Raw genomic sequence first — 26,070 nt, forward strand, 5'->3', positions numbered from 1 at the left:
GTGCCTTGCAGGCTTGACTCATTCAATTTCGGAACGTAGTTCTCGCTTGGCTCGAACTGCATCAATGTACCTAAACTCATCTCCCTCCTTCGGAGTTGATTCGTTAAGGATTTTTATACGGTTTACAGATTTTTCCCTTACAGGAAAAACTGCATCCATTGCTCTAAGATTCATCTGCGCCTTGCAGGCTTGACTCATTAAGAGCAATAGAAAAGAGCACACAGTTTACATCGCTTAGGGCTGCTGGATTCCTCCCCTGACCCGCTTCACGCAAAACTGTTGCTCCATGAATAGTATATCATATTTTTTTACTTTTGGCGACGATTTCTGAAAAAATCTTGCATGATTTGAGCGCACTCTTCTTGGAGAACACCTGTCTCCACCTCCACTCGGTGGTTTAGTCGTTCATCCGTTAAAATATCATACAGGCTACCAGCTGCACCAAACTTTTGATTTGATGCTCCGTAGACAACATGGGGTATGCGCGCTAAACCGATTGCTCCGCTACACATGACACAAGGTTCAATGGTCACAAAAAGTGTTGTATCCAGCAAGCGCCAGCTATTCTCATGCTGATTTGCCTCTTCAATAGCCATGATTTCCGCATGCATGACCGCCCGTTGCAATTCCTCACGTGCATTATGCCCGCGACCAATAATCTGACCGTCTCTAACAATGACACATCCGATTGGAATTTCATCATTTTCCAAAGCAATTCTGGCCTCTTTTAAGGCCTCTAGCATAAAATATTCTTTTTCCTCTTTACTATAGTTCATAAGTTTTTTCTTATCTTTCAGATTCTCTTTTGCTCTATTATAATGTTTAGAACCAAAAAAAGCCACCAAGAATCTTGGGGGCTTTTTAGGAGATTATGAAAAATTTTAGGATAGGTATATCATAAACTCCCTTGCTTAAAGAAAACTTAAAGTTTTTTAGAAATTATCAAAAGCAGTCGCTTCTATATTTTTTTGTTTTTCTACTAGAAAATAATCATCGGATTGATTAATAAGTAAATCCGCATCTTTTTCATAGATCTGATAAAAGCGCCTATATTGCTCTCGCCGAGCTAGATGCGTCTGCTTTATCCAATCTGGTCTGCGCTCTCGAACAGCCACATCACGAGCCAAGCGACGCTTTAACTCAGTCTGATCATCTGTGTAAAAGCAAATCGATAAATCAAACAAACTTTCAGGCAAAAAGGCAGCCGACATCCCTTCTACTATTAGAATTGGCTTTTGAGCTGATAAACGCAAACTGGATGACCAAGTTGTACCAATGGTCAGAATATCCAGACCAGACTGCAAGGCGCAAATATCTCGCTCCAGACTGCTTAGTTCATGAACCGCAGGGAGACAGGCTGTTACTTTTTGATGAGGAAAATCTTTGGAACTGAGCAAATCTCGATAGTCTCCAGTAATTACATAAGGATCTGTTTCCAGCAGATTGGCTCGTTCCTCACCCAAGGCTAGTTGGAGTTTTCGAGCAAAAGTTGACTTGCCTGAAGCACCATGACCATATATACGTATAGTATGTTTTTGATCTGCTATCAGATACGCTGTCAAGCTTTCCAGCAATTTTTCTTCATCTGACATGACCTCTCCTTTCAAATGGAGATTTTAGAAATTTCGATTGGATCGATTATAGCCGTAGCGTTCCATAAAATCTTCACGGAATTCTAACAAATTATCATCCATAATAGCTTGGCGAACTTTCTTCATAAGGTTTACTAAGAAGTAAAGATTGTGGTAACTTGTCAAGCGAAGACCAAATGTTTCGTCAGCCTTGAGCAGATGGCGGATATAAGCCCGCGTGTAATTGGTACAAGTGTAGCAATCACAGTTATGATCCAATGGCGTGAAATCTTCTTCAAACTGGGCATTTTTGACGACTAGGCGTCCTTCACTAGTCATACAAGTGCCGTTTCGGGCAATGCGAGTCGGCAAAACGCAGTCAAACATATCCACACCACGGATAACACCATCGATCAAGCTATCTGGCGCACCTACTCCCATAAGATAGCGGGGTTTGTTTTCAGGTAGTAGAGGAGTTGTGAAGTCCAGCACCGCATTCATCTCTTCGTGAGACTCACCAACAGCCAAACCTCCAATAGAGTAGCCTGGGAAATCCATGCTGACCAAGTCTTGAGCAGATTGGCGGCGCAAATCTTCAAAGCCAGCTCCTTGAACAATACCAAAAAGACCCTGATCATGAGGACGGCTGTGGGCCTTGAGTCCACGCTCAGCCCAACGGCTGGTCCGCTCAATAGACTTCTTGACATAGTCATAAGGCTGGTAGAACTGCGGGCATTCGTCAAAGGACATCATAATGTCACTGCCTAGATTATTCTGAATAGAGATAGCCTTTTCTGGTGAGAGAAACATCTTGGAACCGTTGAGGTGGTTTTTGAAGGTTACCCCTTCTTCTGTGATATTGCGACTATCAGCTAGAGAATAGACCTGGAAACCACCGCTATCGGTCAGAATAGGCTGGTCCCAGTTCATGAACTTGTGCAGACCACCTGCACGGGCAATCAGTTCATCGCCCGGCCGTAGCCAGAGATGGTAAGTATTGGCCAAGATAATACCCGACCCCATTTGCTTGAGCTCTTCAGGGGACTGAGTCTTGACTGTCGCCTGAGTGCCAACCGGCATAAACATAGGCGTCGGAAAGGTCCCGTGAGGTGTAATAATCTCTCCCAGACGGGCACCTGTGTGCTTTTCTTTTTTGATCAATTGATATTGAATCGGTGAATCTGACATTTTTACCTCCGATGCTGGGAAAGACAGTCCCAGATCTTATTTTCTGTGGAAAATTCCACAAGATACTGTATGATTTTATCAAAAAAAGCCCTGTCTGTCACGGGGTATGATATAATAGATAGCATTACTGGAGGTTTTTATGAATTTACGTCAACTGAGGGCTGAAGCCCGTCTCCTACAGAGGAAAATACCAGGACTCCTACTTCTCTTTTTCATCCCGATTATGATCTTGTTGCTGAGCAACTTTTTGGGTGATTCGCAAGAGGATTTGATGGAATATTTCGCGTCGATAGATCTAAAACAGGCTTTCTATCTTGAAGTCAGTCGCGGTCTTTTCTCTCAAGTTATCAATTTTATCATCTCTCTTTTTATCATTTCAGCGTCCTATGCTTTAATTGATTTGTTGCGCAGACAAACTGAACAGTTGAAGTTTTCGGACTCTCTGCGTGCTTTTTCCAATCAAATTTTTACTCCACTTGTACTTACTTTGTTTTGCAAGCGTCTGATTTTGTTTTGTTGGAGTATTTTACTTTGGGTTGGCTCTGTCATTTCTATATTTACGAGCTACCGCATCCTCTATATCTACAATCAAGCTCCTAATAATCAACTGTCTGATCAAGCTATTCAGCAGATTAGCAACTATTCGCCTTCTCTGTTTCTGGGCTTGCTTCTCGTTACTCTAGGCTTGATTATCTCCCTTCCTCAGCGTTATGCTTATTCGCAAGCTGAGTTTATTCTTTACGATCAACTTAAAGAAGGAACTTACCAAGGTCCGCTTCAAGTCCTTCGTCAAAGCCGGCTTATGATGAAGGGATACAAAGACAAACGCTTTATGCTGGATGTGAGCTTTATCGGCTGGCAGGTTTTAATGTTTCTGACCCTTGGTCTTGCTGGAATCTATGTTATTCCATATATCCATACCAGCTCCGTCCTCTTTTATGAGCAATTAAAAGCCCTGAAAAAATAAAAGCGCCTCTGCTTGAGTGTACTGACCCCAAAAAGTTAGACAGTAAATCTAACCGATTGGGGGTAGTTCATAAGGCAGAAGTGCTTTTTGTTTGTACGCTATTTTAAGCCAGCTCGACTTTAAAGACCAGTGGCAGGTTAGTCTCAACTTCAGACAAGAATATCCGTAAACCTTGAGAAGTTTGCTCCCATTTCAGTGCTTTTTCATAGCCCAGCAAGGAGACACTTTTTATAATACCGTGGAAACGAGAGGCGGGATTTTCCCTTTCATCCGCCAAGGCTTCTACTGTCAGCCATTGATCCATAGCTGGCTCCATTGCATATACATAAACAGAACCTCCCTTGGCTGTAAAACGGAAATCTTGATGAGTATAGGTTACGGTATCACCATCAGAAAATGGTCCACTAGCCGGCTGTGTCGGCCCTTCTCCAAATTGTCTCCAAGCATAGGAGTCATATATCGCTGGCCCATTCACCTCCAGCCAAGCTCCTATTTCCTTTAAGATAGCCTGATCTCTCTCAGGAATCGAACCGTCTCCTTTAGGTCCGATATTGAGTAGGAGATTCCCATTTTTAGAAACTACATCGATCAAGGTTTGGATGATTTCTTTAGCAGATTTATAATCCAGCTGCTCTGTGTAGCCCCAAGAATTACGTGCGATAGCTGTATCTGTCTGCCAAGTGAAAGGCTGTATCTCCGCAAAACCGCCGCGTTCCATCTCGACAATCCCAGACCCAAAAGCCAGGGCATCGTGCTTGTAACAAATACTAGCTGGCTTACCGGTCGCAACTCCCAAATTATAATAATAAGCCGCAAAAAGTTTCAAATATTCTTTAAAGGCTGTATGTTGAATCCACCAGTCAAAGTACAAAATCTCTGGCTGATAGTCTCGGACAAGCTCACAGGTCCGCAAGAGCCAATCATCTAAAAATTCTTGATCAGGATAGGGCTGACCAAATAAATCATGGTGATCTGGCTCTGGCATGGCTGGCCAATAAAGTTCATCTCTGCTGACTTCCTTAGCGATGTCACTATCGAATTCTTTCCCATGTGAGAAGAAAAAATGATGCTCAGCCCGATGGGAAGAAGTACAGAAATGAAGATGGGCTTGATCTGTTGCCTGCTTTAACTCCTGTAAGATATCCCGCTTTGGTCCCATTTCCACACTATTAAAAGGTGATAGCTGACTTTCATAAAGCTGGAAACCATCATGATGCTCAGCTACTGGAAAAATGTAGCGCGCCCCAGCCATTTTAAAAATCTGTACCCACTCCTCCGCCTGAAATTTTTCGGCAGTAAATAGAGGAATGAAATCCTTATAACCAAAATCCTTGTGGGACCCATAGGTTTTGACGTGATGTTCAAACTCTGCTGTACCTTGGATGTACATATTACGAGAATACCATTCACTTCCAAAAGCCGGTAGACTATAAAGCCCCCAATGGATAAAAATCCCAAACTTAGCTCCTTTGAACCAGTTGGGCACCTGATAGGTCGCAAGAGAATCCCAGTCTGGATAGAAAGGCCCTTGATTGGCAACTTTTTTGATTTCTTCTAAGCTAATTATCATTACTACTGCCTCATTAGTTTATTTTTAAAACGCTTTCTTTTATTCTACCAATTTTTTAGTAAATTAAACAGATTATTTTAGCAAAAATGATTCTAGATTTGCTTATCCATCATATTCACTGCTATCAAAAATATACTCTTCCGTATGAGGTAGTAGGGTTATCTCATCCTCTTGCTTGACATGATGGTAATCTTGAAAATAGAGAATCTTTTTTTCTCCTGCATAAAAAAGTGGGATCATAATCAGTTTTCCATTTTTGCAAACACGATAAAAAATCATGCCCTCTGTCATATTTTCAATAAAAATACCTTCCTGCCCTTCTGAGATCAAACATTGAAAACGCGCTAATAACTGGTCATGAGGTTCATATAAAGCGATCGTTGTAAGACCTACTGGTGTTTCTTCTAGTCTTTTTGGAAGCATTGCTTTTTCCTCTTTCTACTGAGATTATACCTACTTCTCCTTGCTCAAAACAGGACATGGATGTCACTATGATATTTGATGCTTTTAGCAAAAAACTCTTTTTCTAAAAGACTCATTTAGAAGAGGACTTTAAAACCTGAACTAGAAAAAAGAAGGCTAAAGCAATGTTCAACCTTCTTTGTCTTTGAATCTGTGAATAGGATCATTTTGCAGGCAATTAGTTGTTTTCACAGATACACATCATTTACTAATTTGCCACTCGGTAGTATGGATGAAGTGCTACATCAGAACTTTGACCAATAATTAAACGATCCTGTTTTTCGTCCACTTGATGTGCAGCCTCATCTTGACTATAGGCATCTGGCAGACGAATACCACCTGGCACTAGTAGACATAAGGCCCCACTCAAATTTTTGGCTCGGAACTCTCCAATATATAGCCCATCACGTATTTCTTTTAAAAGTATAGCCCCATCTTTGTTCGTTGTCCCATTATTGTAAATAACCAGCTTGTCTCCTTGGTCATTTTGCCAAGTTCCCGCAAGACTAGCGAAGTTTCCCTGTGCCAATTCATCAAAGTTGAAATTGGACTGTTGATTAGTGCTGTCTTTGCTCTGATCTGCTTCAGAGGAAGGGGAGGTATCTTCTTTTTGACTAGCTTTGGAATCCTGGCTACTTGAGTTGGCCGTAGCCTTTTCCTTTGTGGATGATTTTTCTGATTTTTCGCTGGATTTGGTAGTCTGAGTAACCTTGCTTGAGCTATTGGTTGCACTTTCTTGCTTATTCCCATTCCCACAAGCATTGAGAATGAAGCAAGTAGTTAAAGAAATAACAACTAAAAGAGTAAATTTTATAGTTTTCATCACTTATTCTCCTTTTTGTAACAAAAGAAATATTTTGTAATTTAATTGTAATTTTTTGTAATATATATGTCAATAGTTTTTTGATTATATTTTAAATTTAATAGGAGGCTACAAAAAAAGTGACACTTAAACCGAAATGTCACTTTTAAAATTGGGTAAAGATTAAAATCCGTCTAAATCTTGACAAATTCGCTGAAAAGCTGTCTCAAGCGAATCCTCATCTGTGAAAAAGACTTCCTCTTCCCAGGCTAAGAAGTCTCGGTCTTTCCACCAGCGCTTCATGTCGGCTGGGGTAAATTCTTCTTGTTTAGCTCTGGTCTGATGGCGGCGGACAGTTTCTTCAAAGGATAGGTCATAGTAGTAAGCAAAGACCTGCGGAGCGAAGATTTTTTTCAACCGTTCTAGCATCTGTCCGTAAATGTCTGTCTCATAAAACCCTTCAACCAGAACCAGCAAATCATGCTCGTAGCCGAAGTGGGCCAGTGTCTCCGTCAGGTCAATAGACAAATTTCCCGGCTCGACTTCTTCCTTGAGCATGTCCCGTCTAATCGTATCCTGCGCAATCAAGAGAGTACCTCGACCGTAGTGAGCCTGTAGTTTCTTGGTTAGGCTAGACTTGCCAGAGCCGGAATTTCCACGAATGATGACTAACTTGGCCATCTTATTCACCCAGAATCAAGCGGGTATGCTCGCGTTTAATACAACGGTCCATGACAATATCGTCTCGACCGGCAGCCCGCAAAATCTGCTCAGCTTCCTCACTCTCCAAGCCCAACTGTGCCCAGAAAATCTTGGCATCTGCTTCCAGAAAATCACGCGCTACATCTGGCAAAAACTCACTGCGACGGTATACATCGACAATATCCACCGGGAAAGGAATGTCTTTGAGACTGGCATAAACAGTTTCACCAAAAATCCGATTGCCTGCTGCCCGAGGATTGATTGGGATAATGCGATAACCTCGCTCCTGCATCTCCTTGGACACGCGGTTGCTGGTCGTTTCCTCACGGTCTGACAGACCAACAACAGCAATCACCTTGCTGTTTTCCAGATAATGCTTGACAATGGCATCACTGGGATTTTGAAAATGATAAGTCATAGACTTCCTCCTCATTCATAATAAAGCTAGATAGTTTTACAGTATTTGCGTCTTAACTGAATCCGGGCTAAACACCGTGTGAAAAAGACAAGCTTCCTTGCATTCATCGAATGCTATGTCAGCTTTCTATTTTCACTTTGTGTTTTACGCCCTTGATATCTTAAACTGAACACGAGCTAAAACCTTGGAAAATAGATATATTCTCCTGATACCGTTACCATTTAGTTGTTCTGTTAATTTTGTATGCTTAATTGAATCCGGGCTAAACACTGTGTGAAAAAGACAAGCTTCCTCGCATTCATCGAATGCTGCGTCAGCTTTCTCTTTTCACTTTGTGTTTTACGCCCTTGATATCTTATTTTGCCTCGTACCAAGTTTGGCCGGCATTTTCATCAGCCACTAGTGGAACGGCTAGCTCAATCGCGGCTTCCATGGTTTCTTTGACTAGCTGGCGGACGGCTGTTAGCTCGTCATTGGGCACTTCCAGCACGATTTCATCGTGTACCTGCAAGAGCATGCGCGACTTGAAATTCTTCTCTGTCAGAGCTCGATCCAGATTAATCATGGCGACTTTGAGAATGTCTGCGGCCGATCCTTGGATGGGGCTGTTAATGGCTGTGCGCTCCGCAAAATTTCGGATGTTAAAGTTGCGGGAATTGATGTCCGGTAAAGAACGACGGCGATGGTAGATAGTCTCTACATAACCCTTATCACGCGCTTCGCGGACGATGGTTTCCATATAATTCTTAATCCCTGGGAAGCGCTCAAAATAGGTCTCAATGTATTCCTTGGCAGCCTTGCGGGAAATGTCCAGATTATTGGCTAGGCCAAAGTCAGAAATGCCATAGACTACTCCGAAGTTGACAGCCTTGGCATTGCGGCGGTCATTAGGCGTCACATCCTCTGCCTTTTCAATACCAAAGACCCGCATGGCAGTAGCCGTATGAATATCTTCTCCATGTTGAAAGGCGGCAATCAGATGCTCGTCCTGCGAAATGTGAGCCAGCACCCGCAGCTCAATCTGGGAATAATCCGAGCTGAGAAGTACACTATCTGCCCACTCTGGCACAAAGGCCTTACGAATGAGGCGCCCCTGCTCCAAACGAACGGGGATATTCTGCAGGTTCGGGTCAACGGAAGACAGGCGGCCAGTCTGAGTAAAATCCTGAACATAGCGAGTGTGAATCTTACCGTCAGCAGCAATCGCCTCCTGCAATCCTATGATATAAGTGGACTGGAGCTTGCTGATTTGACGGTATTCCAGAATTTTAGACACAATCGGTGCAATCGGTGCTAAACGCTCCAGCACGTCCACCGCTGTCGAGTAGCCTGTCTTGGTCTTTTTAGTGTACTCCAGCGGCAAACCCATATCCTCAAAGAGAATGGTTCCCAGCTGTTTCGGTGAGTTGATATTAAACTCCTGACCAGCCAGATCATAAATCTCCTGGGTCAGACTTTCCAGCGTCTTTTCATTTTCTGCCTGCATGCCCTGCAGGGTTTCCCGCTCAACCTTGATCCCCGCAATCTCCATCTTGGCTAGGACAAAGGCCAGCGGCTGTTCCATTTCAAGCAACAAATCCAGTTGATCGTGGGAACGGAGCTGGTCTTTCATTGGCTCTTCTGTTTCCAACAACACTTGAACCTTACGAGCTAGATGCTCAAAGAGCTGCTCTTGCTCCGGCAAAGCTCGCTTGGCTCCCTTGCCATAAACCTCGTCATCAGTCGGCAGAATTGTTTGGCCGTAGAGGCGAGCAATAGTCGCCAGCTCATTATCCTCGACCGTCGAAAGCAAATACTTGGCTAGGCGCGCATCAAAGGAGGCTGCTGGTAGTTCAATGCCGTAATGACTGAGCAGTACCTTGGTCCGCTTGAGGTCGTAGGTTTTTAGAGCTGTTTTTGCCAAAAATTCTTGAAAGAGAGGCTGCTGCAGTAAATCGCTGGAACCGACATAAATCTGACGACTATCGCCCCAGGCAAGACCGACAATCTCTTCCTTATGGTAGTTGTCGCCCAAAATTTCAAAATAGAAGAATTGCTCTGGTGCCAGCATATCCGCTGTCACCTCAGTCACTTTGGTAAATTCAATTGGTTTGACTTCTACTGGTTCCTGACCAGTTCCTAGCTGAGCCTTGAGCTGCTTGAAGCCCATCTCGTCGTAGAACTTGCTCAGGGTCTCTACCTGTGGCCCCTTGTAAACCAAATCATCCAGTCCGATTTCGATCGGAGCCTGAGTATTGATGGTTGCGAGGGTCTTAGATAAGAAGGCCTTGTCCTTGTCATTAATCAGATTTTCCTTCATCTTGGAAGCCTTGAGCTGGTCGATGTTTTCATAGAGATTTTCCAAAGAGCCATACTCCAAAAGGAGCTTGAGGCCAGTCTTCTCACCGATCTTGGTCACGCCAGGGATATTATCCGACTGATCGCCCATCAACGCCTTGAGGTCAATAAACTGCTCTGGTGTGATGCCCATCTTTTCCATGAGGTAGGCTGGGGTAAATTCTTCGAACTCGGCCACACCTTTCTTGGAAATCTCCACCACTGTATTATCATCCGTCAGCTGAATCAAGTCTTTATCGCCGCTGACAATGGTCACATCGTAAGGCACAGCTGTCTTTTCAGCCATCTTGTCCAAGGTTCCGATGATGTCATCCGCCTCGTACTGAGCCAAGTCGTAGTAGTGAATGCCTAGGTGGCTCAGCATTTCACGGATAAAAGGTAGCTGCTCACGAAATTCATCCGGTGTCTTGGCCCGACCTGCCTTATAATCGGCGTACATCTCGGTCCGGAAGGTCGTCTTGCCAGCATCAAAAGCTACTAGGACATGGGTCGGCTGCACGCGCTCCAAGAGATGATTGAGCATAAGGTGGAAGCCATAAATGGCATTGGTATGCAGGCCCGATGGACTCTTGAAACGGTCAATTTGATTGTAAAGCGCAAAAAAAGCGCGAAAAGCAACGGACGAACCGTCGATTAATAATAATTTGTTCTTTTTTTCCATAGGTTTATTATAACACGAAAGGCGGACAAAGACAGAAAAGGCGGTGTGGAAAATAGAAAGTGATTTTAACTACTCCTCTGTGTTATAATAATAAAAACTAGGAGGTAAGAGATGTTTCCAATCCGTATTACAACTCTTATGACTGAAGAAGTTTATAAAAGATTTTCTTGGGCTATTCTCGTGCGACGAAAAGGATTTGTATTATACATAATCATACTGATAATCGGACTGTTCACCTACGTAATGTTCAGTCCGTTAGAGAAAAAGATAATATCTATCATATTGGCTCCCCCTATTTGCGCCTCTATGTACTATTTTGGCATGAATTATCAGATAAAGAGAGCCTATCAAAAAAATCCTTTATTTCAGAACATGGAGGTCACTCTGATATTTGACAGAGAGGCTTTTGTAGCTCAGAATAAACGTGGAGAATTTCACTATACCTATGATGATATTGTCAAAGTCATTAGGACAAAGCGAGATTTTTATATCTTGATAGGGGAGAACACTGGTTTTGCAATTGAAAACAAGAACTGCACTCCCGAAGCTCTTGAGTTCTTGTTAGAACTTCACATTGAAAATATGTAAAATAAAAAGCAGGCTAGGCTGACAGTAGATCAGTTTTAGTCTGCTTTTTATCTTGTAAATAATTGCTTTATATCCACCAATTTCTCGATTTTTTGATTGATTTCTGGTCGGTAGTCACAGAAGTTAATGCTCTGGATGCCACTGTTGACTGCGACATCCACATCCAATGTCCGATCGCCGATATAGTAGGTTTCCTGCTTGTCCAGGTCATATTTCTCGAGCAGATAGTCGACACCCTCTGGGTGGGGCTTGCGCTCAAAGCCGTTGGCTGTTGTGATGATTTCTGTAAAATAATCATGAATGCCCAAGTCTTCCAAGATTTGATGGGCATTGAGTCCCTTGTGAGTATAGACAAACTGGGCAATGCCCTGCTCTTCAGCCCAAGCCAGTATCTCCGCCGCTCCTTCCATCAGATGAACCTGAGCATTTTTCTCCTTTAGACTTGCTCCACGGAAGACATTCATCTCGGCAGCGTCCAGACCTTTCTCAGACGCTACTTTTTCCAAGAGCTTCTGTACAGAGTGCTTTAGGATATAGCTGTGGATACCTTCTCTGTCAAAGTCCAGACCATAGTGAGCATAGGTTTCCTCAATCCCTGCCAAAATAGCATCATAGGAGTCCAGCAAGGTGCCGTCCAAATCCCAAATAAATGCTTTTGTCATGTGATTTCCCTCATTTTTCTTTCAAATAAAACCTTTAAAAATAGCCAGCGGAAGCCATTGTCCAAGAGTGTCCCAGCCCAGACCCCCGGAAGGCCCAAGCCAAAGGTCACACCCAACAAATAGCCTGATATGATGCGAATCAGCCACATGCCAATAGTCGTAGCATAAAAGGGCAGTCTAGCGTTGCCCAGCCCCTGCCAGAGAGCTGTGTAAATCACGGTCCCCACTGCCATGGGAGTCCCCAGTAGGGAGAAGAGGATGACTAACAGACTGGCTGTGATAGCTCCGCTATTGTTCGTATAGAGCGAGGTCAACGGCCGACCAAAAGCAAAAATCCCTAGAGCCACGGGTAGCATACAAGCAAAAGATAGCCAGAAGGTCCGCTTGCGAATCAGACTGAGCGCTTGCAGATCTCCCTCACCAACCGCATGGGCGACCAGCATGACTGTTGCTGTTGCGACCCCGAAGATTGGCATATAGTTAAACTGAGTCAGAACTTCACCGATAGCATTTCCCGCTACTGCTTCCGTACCAAAGGCGACCACAATAGCGATAATCACCACGTCACCCGCCCGCATCATGAGACGCTCTCCTGCAGCCGGCAGAGACAGGCGCAAAAGTTCTCCATCTAAGCCCCAGCTCCAGCGAATCGTGAAAAAATCCAGCTCTCGCCAAAGAATGACTACACCGACCAATCGAGCCAGCACGGTTCCCAGTGCTACACCGACAATACCAAGCTGAAAGACGTAGATCCCTAGACCGGACAAGAGAGCATTGAGCACATTTGTCAGAAGACTGACATACATGGGAAATCTTGGATTGCGCGTGACCCGCACTAAAGCTCCAAAACTAGTCATCAAGCCTAGCAGAACAATAGTCCCACCAACCAGAGCCAGATAAAGACCCCCAGCTTCAGCCACCGCCTTTTCTGTCCCTAAAAGATCCAGCATCTGCCTGCCAAAGAGTAGAGAAATCAGCCCCAACAGAAGGCTCAAAAGCAAGGTCAGCTTGATAGCTTCAGCTGTATGATAAGCTAGATTTTCCTTGTCTCCCTGAGCCAGAGTCTTGGAAATGAGACTTGAAATAGCAGCCCCTAAAGCGATAAAAATTGCTTGATAAATAGTAATAATATTGCTGGCCACCGAGACACCAGAGATTGCAATTAGCCCAAGACTGGCTACCAGATAGTTGTCTACCATACCCATGAGCATTTGCAAAAAGTTCTCCGCCATTGCCGGCAGGGCGATATTCATGATTTTTTTATAAGTCGTCATAAAGAAAATTCTTCCTTTTAAGCATAAGCTACTTCACCTTTCCATAGGACATCTCAAGAAAAAATCAGCCAGATATCTAGCTGATTTTAGGCTTTCTAAGCAATATTTATAATCCTAAGTAATCCTCAACCGCTGCCTGCATTTGGTCTGCAGCAACCGTCGTTTTGTGGCGAACCGGTGCTGTTTCTAAGCCATCCACTGCTGGTGGAAGGGCTACGCCAGAAAGTTCGTGCAGTTGGCCCAAAGCCTCGAAGTCACTAAGTCCTGTTTGATCAGTCACAGCTTCAACGGCTACAACTGGGAACTTGTAAGGACTAGCGGTAGACGCGATAACAGTCTTGCGCTGATCACCTGTCTCTGCCAAGTATTTTTGATAGACAGCGGATGCAACGGCAGTATGTGGGTCTTCGATGTAATCAGATGCTTGATAGACCCGCTTGATTTCAGCAGCTGTTTCTTGCTCTGTCGCATAATCAGCCGCAAAGAGCTCTAAAATCTCAGCGTCAAAGTCTGTCAGTTCATACTGTCCATGCTCATTTAGGGCAGCCATCAGGGCAGCTGTTTTCTCAGCGCTATTACCAGACAGATGGAAAATCAAACGCTCCAAGTTAGAGGAAACCAGAATATCCATGGACGGACTAGACGTCACCTTGAAGCTCCGTTTCTTGTCATAAACCTGAGTCTTGAAGAAGTCCGTCAGGACATTGTTCTCATTCGAAGCACAGATTAGCTTGCCAACTGGCAGACCGATTTGCTTGGCATAGTAGGCCGCCAAGATATTACCAAAGTTCCCTGTCGGAACTGTAAAGTTAACCTGGTCGCCCGATGTGATTTCTCCCGTCTTCACTAGCTGAGCATAAGCATAGACATAGTAAACAATCTGAGGCACCAAACGGCCGATATTCATAGAGTTAGCTGATGAAAACTGGAGTTTGTGCTCCAAGAGACGAGCTCGTAGGTCTGTGTCATTGAACATATGCTTGACATTGGTCTGGGCATCGTCAAAGTTGCCGTCAATGGCCACCACATGCGTATTGGCACCTGTCTGCGTTGTCATTTGCAGCTCTTGAACCTTGCTGACACCGTCTTTGGGATAAAAGACAATAATTTCAGTCCCTGGAACGTCCGCAAAGCCTGCCATAGCCGCCTTGCCTGTGTCACCAGAAGTTGCCGTCAAAATGACAATTTTGTTTTCCAAGCCGTGCTTTTTGGCTGCGGTTGTCATCAGGTGAGGCAGGATAGATAAAGCCATGTCCTTAAAGGCAATAGTCGCTCCGTGGAAAAGCTCTAGATTGTACTGACCATCCAGCTTGACCAAGGGAGCAATCGCCGCGTCATCAAACTTGCTGTCGTAGGCATGGTTGATACAGTGGTCCAGCTCCGCTTCAGAAAAATCATCTAAAAAAGCAGATAAAATCAACTTGGCTACTTCCTGATAAGAAGCGTCTTTGAGCTTGGCAAAGTCCAAATCGACCTGCGGATAAGTAATAGGTGTAAAAAGGCCTCCGTCTGTTGCCAAACCTTGCAGAATCGCCTGGCTAGCTGTTACTCTATTCTTTTCGTCACGTGTTGATTGATAAACTAAAGTCATTCTTTCTTTTCCTTTATCTGTAATTCGTTTTATTATACCAAAATTTATCAGAAAATTCTCGCTTTTTCACAAAGAATATAAGAAAAAGCCCATTTCTGGGCTTTTAATTGTCTTATTTATTCATTCATAGATACGTGCACGTGGTCGTAATGGTTTTCAGTCACACTACCACGGTCTGGCATTTGGTTCCAAGTATTGGCTGGACCGTAAATGCTATCAAATGGTGCATAGAATTTCTGTTGCCAGATAACATAAGAGATTCCTCTTCCGGTCATGTTAGAAGTAACATCAGCTGCAACCTGATTTCCTAACTCAGTATTGTTGCCAACGATAAAGTCAGCTGCCAAGCCCTTACCATGATCTCCGCTATCACCTGGACGATAAAGACTGAATTCTGTAATTCCATATTTAGCTGCTATTTCTTCTTTCAAAGCAGCAGTCTGTGGTCTCAAACCTTCATTAGCAGCGTTATTGCTTGTTTGAGTTGCTACAGCTGGGGCAGTGTAGGTTGGAGATTCAATATTAGTTACATCTTGGTTAACCTGCTCTTGGTCTAATTGAGGGGCCGCTTGCGTTACAGCTTCTGCTTGAGTTGCCTCTGGCTGAGCTGGGGTCGCTGGAGCAGCTGGTTCAGTGATAGGCTCAGCAGACTGTGGTTCACTCACTTCCGCAGCAGCTGCCACTTGACTTGAAGCAGCTTCTGGAGCTGATTGAGCTTCTGCAGGAACTGCTGGTGCATCAGATGACGCTTGTTCTTCTACAGGGGCTGGAGCCACTGGAGCATCAGTTACTGGGGCTGCTGGAACTTCAGCATTTGCTTCAGTTGAAGGAGCCGTAGTTTCGGCAGGAGCTGCCTCAGGCTGAACTGGAGTTGCTGGAGCTGGCTCAGAAACAGGTCCTGTTACAGCTCTTGTTGCTTGTGGACTTGTAATTTCTACACCAGTTATTTCGTTTTTATCATTTGTCGTAATATTTAAAACCGTATTTGGATAGATTAGATCAATATTAGCAATCGCGTTAATATGAGCCAGAACATTTACATCCAAGTCAAATGCTTCCGCAATTGTTCCAAGAGTATCGCCATATTGGACTGTATAAGTCTGTTGATTTTCACTACTAGTAATGTCAGCTTTGATTTGATCAACTGTCCTAGCTGTCCAATTTTGTGATTCCTCTTCAGCATTGGCTGTTATCAATGGGAACACCGACAAAGCTACTGTTGAAGCGAATAGCATTTTTTTATTGATTTTCATATGTAAAGTACACCTTTCTTCATTCATACTACAAATCTCATCTTAACATAATTTCCCCAAGAATAAACCCTTTTTCATCCGATTTAATCGAACTGTCTGACCTTTGTAATATAGAGACGCACTTGTAACATATCCTCAATAGTTAGTAATAAATATACAAAAAATAGGACAGCTTTACTTCTTAATAAAAGGCGATTATACATTGGTATATCAAAGCATTAAAAATGATTAATAGCTTTTTATTTCAGATTTTCACATAGTCAAAGAAAGGCTAAAATAAGCCTAAAAACTCGGAAAAAAGAGAACTGGGCTTGAATTCATCGAATCCATCGTCCAGTTCCTATTTTTTTATTCAGTTTTCTTTATTTTTTTGTATCCTGCGAAACTGACCCCGACCTAAGCTCTTGGCAAAAAAGATAAAATCTCCTAGAAGCTATCGCTTCTCCGTCTATTTTCCTATTTTTGCTGTGAGCTCTTAACGGTCTTGGTATCTTACTTCACCTTCATCATTCGGACGAGGCTAGCCCGTTCGGCTTCTTCTAGCTTCATCTCGATGTAGTAGATGGTTTCTTTGAGATCAGGGATGGTAGCATACTCTAGTCCGTTGACTCGGCGGCGGGTTTTCTCGATTTCATCCGCCATAAGCTGGCAGCTTTTCTCAATTTCAGCCAGTCGCAGCAGGTCCGGAAGCAGATCGCTCATACTTTCAATGGTTTCATCCATCTGGCTGTTAGACGCCACATAGCTATAAACCACGTCTCCCTCGTCATCACCATAGGGATTGTCAATATGGGCGTGCATCTTGGGCACGCGCACACTCATGATATTCTCAGTCTCCACATGTAGATTGACTTCCCGCATGGGCACAGCGAAAATCTCCTCGACCATGAGATCGCTCTCCAGCGCCTTTGCCATGACAAAGTCCTGCAGATGACCGACCAGAGCGGATTCGACCTTTTGGCGAAGCTGATTGTTCTCACGGACAGACTCAATGAAGCGCCGCATCAGCTCATCCCGCTTATCCTTGAGCAGTTTATGCCCACGGACAGCCGTTTTGAGACGGGCTTTTAAGTTATTCAGCTCCATCCGAGTCGGCTTGACATTGAGTCGTGTCATCTTTCTTCCTCCTTGGTCTGCGGCAGGTATTGGTCAATCATATCGTCCTTGATCCGCTTAAGCTCCGTTCTTGGTAAGATAGATAGGAGTTCCCAGCCCAAATCCAAGCTTTCCTCGATGGTTCGGTTGGTCTGGAAACCTTGATTGATGTATTCCTGCTCGAAGCGATCGGTAAAGCGCACATAGAGCTTGTCCGTTTCGGACAGGGCGGATTCCCCTAGAACGACAGCCAGCTCCTTGGCCTGCTTTCCTTGCGCATAGGCGGCAAATAGCTGGTTCATAGTCGCGGCATGGTCTCCTCTGGTCTTACCCTCACCAGAACCCTTGTCCTTGAGACGAGACAGAGATGGCAGGACATTGATGGGCGGACGATAGCCACTGTTGTAAAGGTCGCGTGAAAGGATAATCTGACCTTCCGTAATATAACCCGTCAAGTCTGGAATCGGATGGGTAATGTCATCCTCTGGCATGGACAGGATCGGAATCTGCGTCACAGAGCCTTTCTTGCCGACCAGACGTCCAGCCCGCTCATAGAGGGTGGACAGGTTAGTATAGAGGTAACCCGGATACCCACGACGGCCCGGCACTTCACGACGAGCTGCGGAAACTTCCCGCAGGGCTTCACAGTAGTTGGTCATGTCAGTCATGATAACCAGAACGTGCATGTCCTTTTTATAAGCCAGGTACTCAGCTGCTGTCAGGGCAATCCGTGGCGTCGCAATCCGCTCGATAGCTGGGTCATTAGCCAGATTGATAAAGAGCACCGAGCGGTCAATGGCTCCTGTCTCCCGGAGGTCATTCATGAAGAATTCGGCTTCTTCAAAGGTAATCCCCATGGCCGCAAAGACCACGGCGAAGTTTTCATCAGAGTTAAGCACGGTCGCCTGACGGGCGATTTGAGCAGCTAATTCCTTGTGGGGCAGACCAGAGCCAGAAAATACTGGCAGTTTTTGCCCCCGAACCAAGGTATTGAGGTGGTCGATAGCTGAAATCCCAGTCTGAATAAACTCATCTGGATAATCGCGAGCTACTGGATTGATGGCTTGACCGTCAATATCCAGATATTTTTCTGGCAGGATAGCTGGGCCACCATCAATCGGCTTGCCCATCCCATTGAAAATCCTGCCCACCATGTCTTCTGACACTGGCAGCTCTAGCGGACGGCCAGTAAAGCGGACCTTGGCTTTTTCCAGATTGATACCGCTAGATCCCTCAAAAAGCTGGACCATAGCCTTGTCTTCCTGGACTTCCAGGACCTGGCCCTGACGCTTGCTACCGTCATGTAGCTGGATTTCTACCAATTCATTGAAATGCACGCCAGCGACTTGGTCGACAATCATCAGAGGGCCGACAACTTCACTGACGGTGCGGTATTCTTTAATGACGCTCATTGTCTAGTCCTCCTTGGGCAAGAATCTGGTGCAGGGTTTCCTCGATAGTCTGACTGAGGGCTTGGATTTTTTCTAGCTGGTCTTCATGTATAAACTTGCTGCGGGCAATTCGGTCACGCAGCTCCACCGTTCCTTCCATGATTTCCCGGAAATAAGCTCCCAGCTCCAAGGCACGATTGGCCTCCGCATCGAAGGTCAGGATATTGCTCAATAAAGCCACCTGCTTTTTGAAAGAAGTATAGGTGTCCACATCATCAAAGGCATTCTGCTGCAGGTAGTCCTCGCGGATCATCTTGGCTGCATTCATGGTCAGCCGGTCCTTTTCAGACAAGGAATCCAAGCCCACCAAACGCACGATTTCCTGCAGTTCACTTTCCTTTTGCAGGATATTCATGGCCTTGGTCACCTTTTCTGCCCAAGCAATCTTCTCATGCTGGTCGATATATGCTCCCACTTCGTCTAGATAGAGCGAGTAAGAGCTCAACCAGTTGATAGCTGGGAAATGCCGGCGTTGAGCCAGCTGTGCATCCAAGCCCCAGAAGACCTTGACAATCCGCAGGGTATTTTGCGTTACTGGCTCAGAAATATCTCCACCTGGAGGTGATACGGCTCCGATAGCGGTTATAGAGCCTTCGCGCGCAGTTGAACCGAGCGTCTTGACCCGGCCAGCCCGCTCGTAATACTCAGCAATCCGGCTGCCAAGATAGGCTGGATAGCCTTCGTCACCTGGCATTTCTTCCAGACGGCCGGACATTTCCCGCAGGGCTTCTGCCCAGCGAGAGGTGGAGTCCGCCATGATGGCCACGGAATAGCCCATGTCACGGAAGTATTCTGCGATCGTAATCCCTGTGTAAATCGATGCCTCCCGAGCCGCTACTGGCATATTGGAGGTGTTGGCTATCAGCACCGTCCGCTGCATGATGGACTGGCCAGTTGATGGGTCGATTAGTTCTGGAAATTCATTGAGTACGTCAGTCATCTCATTGCCACGCTCACCGCAGCCGACATAGATAACGATGTCAACATTGGCAAACTTGGCCACCTGGTGCTGAACGACAGTCTTACCGGCTCCGAAAGGTCCTGGTACGGCTGCTGCTCCGCCCTTGGTCACTGGAAAGAAAGTATCAATGACCCGCTGACCTGTCACCAAAGGCTCAACCGGAATCAGCTTCTGAGCAAAAGGACGCCCTCGACGGACTGGCCATTTTTGCATGAGAGTCCCTTTAAAAATAGACCCTTCCGCCTGCTCAATCTCGTAAACAGTCTCTTCAACAGTGAAACTGCCAGCCGAGATATTAGCCAAGCGTCCACTGACGCCGACCGGCACCATGATGCGGTGCTCCACCAGATTGGTCTCCTGCACCGTTCCCAGAATATCGCCAGCCTCAACCGTATCTCCGACAGACAGACTTGGAACGAAATCCCACTTAGCCTCCCGATCTAGATTTGGCAATTGGACACCGCGGACGAGGAAGTCGCTCTCCGTCATGGTCTGGAAACGCTCCAAAGGCCGCTGAATTCCGTCAAACATCTGGGAAATCAGACCTGGCCCCAGTTCAACAGACAGAGGGCTTCCAGTCGTGATGACCGGCTCTCCCGGACCCAAGCCAGAAGTTTCTTCATAAACCTGAATAGAGGCTTGGTCCCGCCGCATTTCGATAATTTCACCGATTAGCCCCAAATCGCCAACCCGGCAGATATCCTGAATATTCGCTTCCTGCATCCCTGATGCCAGCACCAGGGGACCAGAAACTTTGATAATCTTTCCTTGACTCACAATCTTCCTCCATTCTTGGGAGATTTTTCTTGTTTCTCAATGAAAATCAAAGCTCAAACTAAGCAAGAGTTTGAATTTCATTTCCAAAGAGTGTTTTTTGATCCTTGCCGCGAGTTTGAAATCTTTCTTAGCTAGCTCTAGGGCAAGGATTTTGGCTTTTTATTTTAAAAATCAGATAAGGCTTTTATTTGCTGGCCCTTTTCGTCGAAATTATCTGGGCTTAGCCATTTTTCTAGACGGCTCTTGACGGCCGGCCAATCCTTGTCAATCATAGACAGCCAGTCAGTATCTCGGTTGCGCCCCTTATAGACAACAGCCTGACGAAACCTACCCTCATAGGTGAAACCAAGTCTCTCTGCTGCCCGTCTTGAAGGCTGATTGAGGGAGTCACATTTCCATTCATAGCGGCGATACTCCAGCTCTTCAAAGACATAGCGTGCCAGCAAGTACTGGGCTTCCGTAGCCAGCCTAGTACGCTTCAGCTTGGGTGAATAGGTCACAGCTCCCACTTCAATGACACGGTTATTTCTGTCAATCCTCATCAAGGCAAAAGTTCCCAGAGCCTTACCGTTCTCCTTGTCCACAATCGCATAGTGGAAACGATCCTGTTCTGCCAGCATCTGATCTAGCTTCTGTGACCATTCTGCCTGATTTTGGGCAGGATTTTGGAAGAGATAGGTCCACATATTCGCAGGAGAATCTGGGCCATACACCTCATACAAATCCGCTCCATGATTGTCCTTGGACAAACGCTCGATAATAACATACTGGCCTTCGATTCGCTCCAGATTGGGCAAGTCCCCCGGCTGAAAATCCGGCAGAGCATCCCCAATGGGTTGGCCTAGTTCATTCATTCGCATAAAAACCTCACAATATATCTTGTCCGACAGCCTTTTCGACATTTTCATGAATCCGCGAAAGAGCCAGTCCCGTGCTCCCCTTATGGGTAGGAATGAGCACAAGAGCAGGAATCTCCAGCTGGTCATAGTAGGCCAGAGTTTCTGGAATATCCGCAGCCATATCCTCCGTCAGATAGATAATACCGAAATCTTCGTGAGCGAGCCGACGCAGGGTATTGACCGTCTCCTGAGCTTCTTTTACTGGAAAGGTCTGAAAACCAATCAGCTTAAATGGGAGAATAGTATCGCGATTTCCCACGACAGCAATCTTGTAGCTAGTCTTGTCCATAAATCGGTCGCATCCTTTCTCTGATAAGCTCTACTGGCAACTGATTGTCCATGCCGGTCAAAATCAACCGCAGATTCTTAACTTCCAACTCCTTACCCAGCAGATAGCGGGCGAGAGGAAGCGGTCCATCTGTCTCAAACTGACCAGCCGCCAGCAACTTAGCCTGCAAGAGGTCCGCTAGATATTCTAACTCTACTGTCGTCAAGGTCTGGTTCCGCATTTTCTCCTCATAGGAACGCAGATCCAGATCGTAACCACAGGGATTGACCTGGCTAAACCAAGTCAAGAAATCTCCCAGCTCCGCCATGGCAATCCAGTTGGCAGCAGAAAGACTCCCTTCATCAGACAGGAGCTGCCTCATAAAGCTGCGCGGTTTCTCCAAGCCAACAGCACGCTTGACCGTGATGGCATTGTAAAAATCAATAGTCAGATTCACCAGCTGCAGCAGACGGTCATCTTCCAATTCCTGTGTCAGGCGCTTGAGATGCTGGAAATAAGCCATGTCCATGCCAATCTCCAGCACGCGCACATCCTGATAATCCTGGTATTCCTGCCAGGTCGCAAGCACCTCGTCTAGCATGAAATCTGGACAATACTCAGCCGAAAAGGCCATAACTAGGTGCTCTAAAACCTCCAGCGAATAGGTCCCCACCGGCATCAGCAAATGCTCCAGGGACTGACCTGTCGCCCGACCCTTGAGAAAAACTTTGAGATTGTGGTAGGTATAGCGGAGCGTGAAAATCTCCACTAACTCCTTACTTGGACTGATCTCAAGCGCCCAATTATAAACGGAATACAAATGCTTCATCAGTACTTGCTCAATCGCATTGAGATCCTTGATAGCTTCAGCATCCATGGCATAGACCGTTCCCTGCAGAAGAGCCGAACGGCTGGCAGCATCGTCAGTCTGCAGCAACTGATCATATTGCTGGGGCGTCAAAAAGGAAGCCTCCTGCACGCTAATGGCTGTATTGACTTGAGAGAAGCTTGTTTCACTCATGGTCCGCCTCCTATTCTGCCTGGTCTTTGAAAATATCCTGAGCCAGTCGGTAGCTTTCCTCCTGCCAGACAGAGTTCAGCAAGTCGCGATAGAGATAACTATCATCCACCCGTCCTTGGCTCAGCACAAAGCCTGCTTGATTGGCTATAAACTGGTCTGAAAAATGCACTTGCGGAAAGACCTTTTTCAAGTCTTCTAACTTGATGGTGTTAAATTTCTCAGCTGATAGAGCACCGAAAGTCAGTGTCAATTCTTCCTCTGGGTATTTAGCCAGGACACTCTTCAGAAAATGCTCCTCTTCAGCTGGTGACCAAGCCGCCATCTGAGCATAGGCCTCCTCAAAAAGCTCTCTGAGAACCCGCTGCTTGATGACCAAAGTAGACTGGCGCTTTTGATTTTCCAGCTGCTGAATATCGCGCTGACTACGCCGGCTGATTTCTTTCAGCTGCTGCTCCCGCTGTCCAAGCTTTTGCCGAACCAGCTGGGCCTCACGTTCCTTGGCTTCCTGTTCTATTTTCTCAGTAGCCTCGGCCAAAAGCAGACGCCCCTTCTCGTGAGCCTGCTCCAAGACAGAAGCTTTGAGATCTGATATGTCAGACATAAAAGCCTCCTTACTTCACATTCAGAACCATGATGAAGGAAACAACGAAGGCCAAGATGGCGTAGGTTTCAACCATGGCCGCGAGTATTACCCCTTTCATGACCTCTTCCGGACGCTTGGCCAAAATCTGAATACCAGCTGTCGCCACTCGTCCTTGATGCTTGGCTGAAAAGTAACCGACAATGGCAACTGGCAAAGCAGCTAGGAAATAAGCTACGCCTGATTGCAGAGCCAATTCTGGCTTGATATTAAAGAAGACGGTAATCCCGATAACAAAGCCGTAGAGACCTTGGGTACCTGGCAAAAGCTGTAAGATCAGAGCTTGAGCGAATTTTTCCGGCTGTTCTTTCAAGAGGGCTGCTGCTGCCTGACCTGTGCTTCCAACACCCAGAGCTGAGCCCATTCCGCTGAGAAAGACCGCCAAAGCTACTCCCAGACCTGCAAAAAAGGCGCCGCCGTATGTTCCAAAATATGATGCTAAATGTTCCATGATTTACTCCTATGAAAATGCTGTAATTGTCGTAAAACCAACAGCTAGTTAAATGAATGATACTTGTTTTGATGTTTTAGAAAGTGTTTTTCTAAAGATGAGCTTCTCATCTATTACCATAGTGTCTAATCTTTATTTCTTACTTTGCTGAACGTATTTCTCACTAGGCTTGAGCGGAGTGAAAGGCTTACCGCCTCCGTCGTAGAATTTCCCGAAGAATTCCACGAAAATCAAACGCGCTCCGTGTACATAACCGGACAGAAAAGATAGAAACATATTGACCAAATGCAGGGCAATAAAGAGCAGAATGCCGATGCTAAAGCGAGCGACAGGTGGAAAGAGGCTGACAATCAAGTTAAAGGCCGAGCCAATGCTGGCTCCTGAAAGCCCCAGAGCCATCAGCCGCGTAAAGCTGACAAGATCTCCTACATAACCGCTGACATTGTAAAGATTAAAGAGACCTGACCCCAATCCTGCCAAGCTCTTAGCACTGACAATGGATACTGCCAGTATGCCCAGAGCATTGATGATAGCCAGCCACTGACCAATCGTTGCAGCAAAGGCCAAGGATGGGAAGAAATTTCCCAAGGCCAAGAGTAGCAGCCCCAGCAAAATCAGCACCCAAGCAAAGCCTGCATTATAAGCTTCTGCATAATCCTTGAGGCGGATATTTTTCAGACCGCTGAGGAAGAGGCCCGCCAGCACCGTAACAAAACCAAAGACAACCGAAATAACCAGAATCGTCATGGCATCGGAGCTGGTGCTAATCAGAGCGAAGGGCAGTTCAAAGCCAAAGAAAGAACCATAAACCAGTCCCCAGATGATGACTGCCACACCCAGCAGGCGGAAGAATCGCAGATTCTTAGCCAGTCCCGGCTTGACATGCAAGAAGTGTAGCGCCAGACTGGTGCCTACAAAGAGTAAAAGGCCGTAGCCGATGTCAGCGACCATCATGCCAAAGAATACAAAATAGAATAGGGAAACGATAGGGGTTGGATCCTTGTCACCATACTTAGGCAGGGAATACATCTCCGTCACTAGCTCGAAGGGCTCCACCAAGGCATTGTTTTTAAGCTTGGTCGGAACCTTATCTTCCTCGTCCTGTCGAATCTCTCTGGTCTGGATGAGAATGCTCTGGCCGAACTGCTCTGTCAAGCAAGCCTCAAGAGCTTTCACTTGATTGCTTTCGATCCAGCCTTCCAAGGCTGCCAGATTTTGCGTACTGGCTAACTGATTTTTACTTTCTTGACGGGAGGAGAGATTGCAGAGATAATCAAGCTGAACCTTGAGTTGGTCCAACTCATTCTTGGAAGCTGCCAGACTCTTGGTCATAGCATCTGCTACCGCCTCCTGCTGTCGAATATTGGCCTTGAGCTGATCTATTCGCTCAGCGGGTAGTTCCGCATGGGCGTACTCAAAAGGCTTAAAGCCGTACTCTTTCAAGACTTTGCGAACTTCTTCCAGAGTGCCTGCCTTGTAAAAAATAAGAACCCCATGCTCCGTATCATCGGTAAAGACTTCCTGAAACTTCAGGTCAGGATGTGCTCCCAGAGTCAGACGCAGAGCGTCGTCATCGGTATTGGGAATCGTCCCAATCAAAGCTCCCAGATGGCTGAAAGCTGCTGCTGCTTGCGGTGTTAGCTCCAATGGCTCCCACTTCTCCAGCGCAGCCACTTCCAAGCGGTCAGCCTCTATCTGATCTTTGGCCTCTTGCAAGACCTTGAGTTGCTTACTGATTCCTTCTAATAGCGCCTCCTCATCCCTAGCCTTCCCTGCCTGCTCTAAAGCAGCAAAGGATAATTCCAAAGGCTTTTCTTTTAAGGCTTCCAGCAGTTTCTTTTTGGGCATAAAGGGCTCCAGCTCTGCAATCAGCCTCTCGAGCTTTTCCTGACGACTCAGCAAATCCTGCTGAGATAACTCTTGATCCGGCCGACCGACTAAAGCCTGCTCAAAGGCTACCTGCCAGTCCTCTTCCTCCCGCAAGTTGTGAATCTGTACCGACTCTAAATCCTGGAGGAAAAAGAGAAGTTGATCAAGCAGTTCCTTGGGCAGGAGCAGAGACAGTTGCCGCATTTGACTAATGGCCATAGGCTTCTACCACCTTCTCTACAATGGCTTGCGCCAAGTCTGCTTTTTTGTCTGTCAACGCAGCCTCAACCTTATCCTCATTTTGCTGGGTTGTCTGCTCCAAGTCTTGCTGCAGGAGCACCAACTTTTGCTGGGAACTCGCTGTTAATTCCTCTGCCAGCTTCTGCGTTTCATCGTCATAGGTCAGACCCAGTCGTCTGAGATTTTCATCTACTTGCTGTCGCAGCTCCTGAGCCTGCTTCCTGTAGCCCATCAAAACTTCTTCTGCAGCAGTCTCAATTTCTTGCATCTTCTCTAAGGTCGTATTTGTCATATCCCCACTATCTCCTTTGGGTTGTATGTTCTTTCATGTGTAAATTATAACACATTTATG

General features: G+C 45.9%; 25 protein-coding genes and 1 other RNA gene. 2 read left to right on the forward strand and 24 right to left on the reverse strand.

The features are described 5' to 3' along the window. Window positions 1-198 precede the first annotated feature (198 nt). The 4 genes from ffs to tgt form a co-directional block, all read right to left on the reverse strand. An RNA gene (gene ffs, locus PCY06_RS06880) (signal recognition particle sRNA small type) lies at window positions 199-296 on the reverse strand. Window positions 297-308: 12 nt separating this feature from the next. After that, window positions 309-776, reverse strand: coding sequence for a tRNA adenosine(34) deaminase TadA (gene tadA, locus PCY06_RS06885; protein WP_020992832.1), 468 nt, complete (start codon window positions 774-776; stop codon window positions 309-311). Window positions 777-932: 156 nt separating this feature from the next. Then, a complete protein-coding gene (locus PCY06_RS06890; RefSeq protein ID WP_008808171.1) occupies window positions 933-1,592 on the reverse strand; it encodes a uridine kinase in 660 nt (219 codons plus the stop codon). 24 nt (window positions 1,593-1,616) lie between these two features. Beyond that, window positions 1,617-2,759 carry a tRNA guanosine(34) transglycosylase Tgt gene (gene tgt / locus PCY06_RS06895; protein ID WP_082307271.1) on the reverse strand — a complete coding sequence of 381 codons (1,143 nt, stop codon included), beginning with the start codon at window positions 2,757-2,759 and terminating at the stop codon, window positions 1,617-1,619. Window positions 2,760-2,898: 139 nt separating this feature from the next. Between tgt and PCY06_RS06900 the strand changes: the two genes are divergently transcribed. After that, window positions 2,899-3,726 (forward strand): DUF975 family protein, encoded by an 828-nt coding sequence (locus PCY06_RS06900; RefSeq protein ID WP_045634470.1) that lies wholly within the window; start codon window positions 2,899-2,901, stop codon window positions 3,724-3,726. Between the two features lie 103 nt (window positions 3,727-3,829). On the opposite strand, the gene PCY06_RS06905 is transcribed toward PCY06_RS06900, so the two are convergent. The 6 genes from PCY06_RS06905 to polA form a co-directional block, all read right to left on the reverse strand. Next, a complete protein-coding gene (locus PCY06_RS06905; RefSeq protein ID WP_061599064.1) occupies window positions 3,830-5,296 on the reverse strand; it encodes an alpha-L-fucosidase in 1,467 nt (488 codons plus the stop codon). A gap of 102 nt (window positions 5,297-5,398) precedes the next feature. Beyond that, window positions 5,399-5,719, reverse strand: coding sequence for a hypothetical protein (locus PCY06_RS06910; RefSeq protein ID WP_061599066.1), 321 nt, complete (start codon window positions 5,717-5,719; stop codon window positions 5,399-5,401). A gap of 247 nt (window positions 5,720-5,966) precedes the next feature. Further along, window positions 5,967-6,581, reverse strand: a complete 615-nt coding sequence (locus tag PCY06_RS06915; RefSeq protein ID WP_061599068.1) for a DUF6287 domain-containing protein — start codon at window positions 6,579-6,581, stop codon at window positions 5,967-5,969. 162 nt (window positions 6,582-6,743) lie between these two features. Then, window positions 6,744-7,241, reverse strand: a complete 498-nt coding sequence (locus tag PCY06_RS06920; protein ID WP_082307272.1) for a kinase — start codon at window positions 7,239-7,241, stop codon at window positions 6,744-6,746. Between the two features lies 1 nt (window position 7,242). Next, on the reverse strand, window positions 7,243-7,680 hold the full coding sequence (locus PCY06_RS06925; RefSeq protein ID WP_061599072.1) for a CoA-binding protein: 438 nt from the start codon (window positions 7,678-7,680) through the stop codon (window positions 7,243-7,245). Window positions 7,681-8,035: 355 nt separating this feature from the next. Beyond that, window positions 8,036-10,678 carry a DNA polymerase I gene (polA, locus tag PCY06_RS06930; protein WP_082307273.1) on the reverse strand — a complete coding sequence of 881 codons (2,643 nt, stop codon included), beginning with the start codon at window positions 10,676-10,678 and terminating at the stop codon, window positions 8,036-8,038. 111 nt (window positions 10,679-10,789) lie between these two features. On the opposite strand from polA, the gene PCY06_RS06935 reads away from it, so the two are divergent. After that, window positions 10,790-11,266 carry a YcxB family protein gene (locus PCY06_RS06935; protein ID WP_048779127.1) on the forward strand — a complete coding sequence of 159 codons (477 nt, stop codon included), beginning with the start codon at window positions 10,790-10,792 and terminating at the stop codon, window positions 11,264-11,266. A 47-nt stretch (window positions 11,267-11,313) separates the two neighbouring features. Here the strand turns inward: PCY06_RS06935 and PCY06_RS06940 are convergent, their stop codons facing one another. The 14 genes from PCY06_RS06940 to PCY06_RS07005 form a co-directional block, all read right to left on the reverse strand. Continuing rightward, window positions 11,314-11,928, reverse strand: a complete 615-nt coding sequence (locus PCY06_RS06940) for an HAD-IA family hydrolase (RefSeq protein WP_048779131.1) — start codon at window positions 11,926-11,928, stop codon at window positions 11,314-11,316. Next, window positions 11,925-13,202, reverse strand: a complete 1,278-nt coding sequence (locus PCY06_RS06945) for an MATE family efflux transporter (RefSeq protein ID WP_048779133.1) — start codon at window positions 13,200-13,202, stop codon at window positions 11,925-11,927. Before PCY06_RS06945 ends, PCY06_RS06940 begins: the two co-directional genes overlap by 4 nt. Window positions 13,203-13,308: 106 nt before the next feature. Further along, on the reverse strand, window positions 13,309-14,793 hold the full coding sequence (thrC, locus tag PCY06_RS06950) for a threonine synthase (RefSeq protein ID WP_008808160.1): 1,485 nt from the start codon (window positions 14,791-14,793) through the stop codon (window positions 13,309-13,311). Window positions 14,794-14,909: 116 nt separating this feature from the next. Continuing rightward, window positions 14,910-16,046, reverse strand: coding sequence for a LysM domain-containing protein (locus PCY06_RS06955; protein WP_008808159.1), 1,137 nt, complete (start codon window positions 16,044-16,046; stop codon window positions 14,910-14,912). A gap of 492 nt (window positions 16,047-16,538) precedes the next feature. Then, window positions 16,539-17,162 carry a V-type ATP synthase subunit D gene (locus tag PCY06_RS06960; RefSeq protein ID WP_004192619.1) on the reverse strand — a complete coding sequence of 208 codons (624 nt, stop codon included), beginning with the start codon at window positions 17,160-17,162 and terminating at the stop codon, window positions 16,539-16,541. Continuing rightward, window positions 17,159-18,553, reverse strand: coding sequence for a V-type ATP synthase subunit B (locus PCY06_RS06965; RefSeq protein ID WP_048779140.1), 1,395 nt, complete (start codon window positions 18,551-18,553; stop codon window positions 17,159-17,161). The genes PCY06_RS06960 and PCY06_RS06965 overlap by 4 nt, the downstream gene beginning before the upstream one ends. Continuing rightward, window positions 18,540-20,330 carry a V-type ATP synthase subunit A gene (locus PCY06_RS06970; protein WP_082307274.1) on the reverse strand — a complete coding sequence of 597 codons (1,791 nt, stop codon included), beginning with the start codon at window positions 20,328-20,330 and terminating at the stop codon, window positions 18,540-18,542. Before PCY06_RS06970 ends, PCY06_RS06965 begins: the two co-directional genes overlap by 14 nt. A 164-nt stretch (window positions 20,331-20,494) precedes the next feature. Beyond that, on the reverse strand, window positions 20,495-21,190 hold the full coding sequence (locus PCY06_RS06975; protein WP_082307275.1) for a GNAT family N-acetyltransferase: 696 nt from the start codon (window positions 21,188-21,190) through the stop codon (window positions 20,495-20,497). Window positions 21,191-21,197: 7 nt separating this feature from the next. Continuing rightward, on the reverse strand, window positions 21,198-21,518 hold the full coding sequence (locus tag PCY06_RS06980; RefSeq protein ID WP_061594200.1) for a V-type ATP synthase subunit F: 321 nt from the start codon (window positions 21,516-21,518) through the stop codon (window positions 21,198-21,200). Beyond that, the gene (locus PCY06_RS06985; RefSeq protein ID WP_082307276.1) at window positions 21,505-22,518 is read right to left on the reverse strand and encodes a V-type ATPase subunit; all 1,014 of its coding nucleotides are present in this window, start codon (window positions 22,516-22,518) and stop codon (window positions 21,505-21,507) included. The genes PCY06_RS06980 and PCY06_RS06985 overlap by 14 nt, the downstream gene beginning before the upstream one ends. Window positions 22,519-22,528: 10 nt before the next feature. Continuing rightward, window positions 22,529-23,119 carry a hypothetical protein gene (locus tag PCY06_RS06990; protein ID WP_082307277.1) on the reverse strand — a complete coding sequence of 197 codons (591 nt, stop codon included), beginning with the start codon at window positions 23,117-23,119 and terminating at the stop codon, window positions 22,529-22,531. Window positions 23,120-23,129: 10 nt separating this feature from the next. After that, complete coding sequence (locus tag PCY06_RS06995; protein WP_002898768.1) at window positions 23,130-23,609, reverse strand: V-type ATP synthase subunit K; 480 nt, start codon at window positions 23,607-23,609, stop codon at window positions 23,130-23,132. 132 nt (window positions 23,610-23,741) lie between these two features. Beyond that, on the reverse strand, window positions 23,742-25,697 hold the full coding sequence (locus PCY06_RS07000; RefSeq protein WP_082307278.1) for a V-type ATP synthase subunit I: 1,956 nt from the start codon (window positions 25,695-25,697) through the stop codon (window positions 23,742-23,744). Further along, complete coding sequence (locus PCY06_RS07005) at window positions 25,687-26,010, reverse strand: hypothetical protein (RefSeq protein WP_048776421.1); 324 nt, start codon at window positions 26,008-26,010, stop codon at window positions 25,687-25,689. Before PCY06_RS07005 ends, PCY06_RS07000 begins: the two co-directional genes overlap by 11 nt. Between the last annotated feature and the right edge of the window lie 60 nt (window positions 26,011-26,070).

Source organism: Streptococcus sp. SG1, from assembly GCF_030439935.1.
Classification (GTDB): Bacteria; Bacillota; Bacilli; order Lactobacillales; family Streptococcaceae; genus Streptococcus; species Streptococcus gordonii.

What these genes read in the sequence shown, in the direction of transcription:
- tadA (WP_020992832.1), bottom strand. Translation starts at nt 776, where the DNA reads ATGAACTATAGTAAAGAGGAAAAAGAATATTTTATGCTAGAGGCCTTA.
- PCY06_RS06890 (WP_008808171.1), bottom strand. Translation starts at nt 1,592, where the DNA reads ATGTCAGATGAAGAAAAATTGCTGGAAAGCTTGACAGCGTATCTGATA.
- tgt (WP_082307271.1), bottom strand. Translation starts at nt 2,759, where the DNA reads ATGTCAGATTCACCGATTCAATATCAATTGATCAAAAAAGAAAAGCAC.
- PCY06_RS06900 (WP_045634470.1), top strand. Translation starts at nt 2,899, where the DNA reads ATGAATTTACGTCAACTGAGGGCTGAAGCCCGTCTCCTACAGAGGAAA.
- PCY06_RS06905 (WP_061599064.1), bottom strand. Translation starts at nt 5,296, where the DNA reads ATGATAATTAGCTTAGAAGAAATCAAAAAAGTTGCCAATCAAGGGCCT.
- PCY06_RS06910 (WP_061599066.1), bottom strand. Translation starts at nt 5,719, where the DNA reads ATGCTTCCAAAAAGACTAGAAGAAACACCAGTAGGTCTTACAACGATC.
- PCY06_RS06915 (WP_061599068.1), bottom strand. Translation starts at nt 6,581, where the DNA reads ATGAAAACTATAAAATTTACTCTTTTAGTTGTTATTTCTTTAACTACT.
- PCY06_RS06920 (WP_082307272.1), bottom strand. Translation starts at nt 7,241, where the DNA reads ATGGCCAAGTTAGTCATCATTCGTGGAAATTCCGGCTCTGGCAAGTCT.
- PCY06_RS06925 (WP_061599072.1), bottom strand. Translation starts at nt 7,680, where the DNA reads ATGACTTATCATTTTCAAAATCCCAGTGATGCCATTGTCAAGCATTAT.
- polA (WP_082307273.1), bottom strand. Translation starts at nt 10,678, where the DNA reads ATGGAAAAAAAGAACAAATTATTATTAATCGACGGTTCGTCCGTTGCT.
- PCY06_RS06935 (WP_048779127.1), top strand. Translation starts at nt 10,790, where the DNA reads ATGTTTCCAATCCGTATTACAACTCTTATGACTGAAGAAGTTTATAAA.
- PCY06_RS06940 (WP_048779131.1), bottom strand. Translation starts at nt 11,928, where the DNA reads ATGACAAAAGCATTTATTTGGGATTTGGACGGCACCTTGCTGGACTCC.
- PCY06_RS06945 (WP_048779133.1), bottom strand. Translation starts at nt 13,202, where the DNA reads ATGACGACTTATAAAAAAATCATGAATATCGCCCTGCCGGCAATGGCG.
- thrC (WP_008808160.1), bottom strand. Translation starts at nt 14,793, where the DNA reads ATGACTTTAGTTTATCAATCAACACGTGACGAAAAGAATAGAGTAACA.
- PCY06_RS06955 (WP_008808159.1), bottom strand. Translation starts at nt 16,046, where the DNA reads ATGAAAATCAATAAAAAAATGCTATTCGCTTCAACAGTAGCTTTGTCG.
- PCY06_RS06960 (WP_004192619.1), bottom strand. Translation starts at nt 17,162, where the DNA reads ATGACACGACTCAATGTCAAGCCGACTCGGATGGAGCTGAATAACTTA.
- PCY06_RS06965 (WP_048779140.1), bottom strand. Translation starts at nt 18,553, where the DNA reads ATGAGCGTCATTAAAGAATACCGCACCGTCAGTGAAGTTGTCGGCCCT.
- PCY06_RS06975 (WP_082307275.1), bottom strand. Translation starts at nt 21,190, where the DNA reads ATGCGAATGAATGAACTAGGCCAACCCATTGGGGATGCTCTGCCGGAT.
- PCY06_RS06980 (WP_061594200.1), bottom strand. Translation starts at nt 21,518, where the DNA reads ATGGACAAGACTAGCTACAAGATTGCTGTCGTGGGAAATCGCGATACT.
- PCY06_RS06985 (WP_082307276.1), bottom strand. Translation starts at nt 22,518, where the DNA reads ATGAGTGAAACAAGCTTCTCTCAAGTCAATACAGCCATTAGCGTGCAG.
- PCY06_RS06990 (WP_082307277.1), bottom strand. Translation starts at nt 23,119, where the DNA reads ATGTCTGACATATCAGATCTCAAAGCTTCTGTCTTGGAGCAGGCTCAC.
- PCY06_RS06995 (WP_002898768.1), bottom strand. Translation starts at nt 23,609, where the DNA reads ATGGAACATTTAGCATCATATTTTGGAACATACGGCGGCGCCTTTTTT.
- PCY06_RS07000 (WP_082307278.1), bottom strand. Translation starts at nt 25,697, where the DNA reads ATGGCCATTAGTCAAATGCGGCAACTGTCTCTGCTCCTGCCCAAGGAA.
- PCY06_RS07005 (WP_048776421.1), bottom strand. Translation starts at nt 26,010, where the DNA reads ATGACAAATACGACCTTAGAGAAGATGCAAGAAATTGAGACTGCTGCA.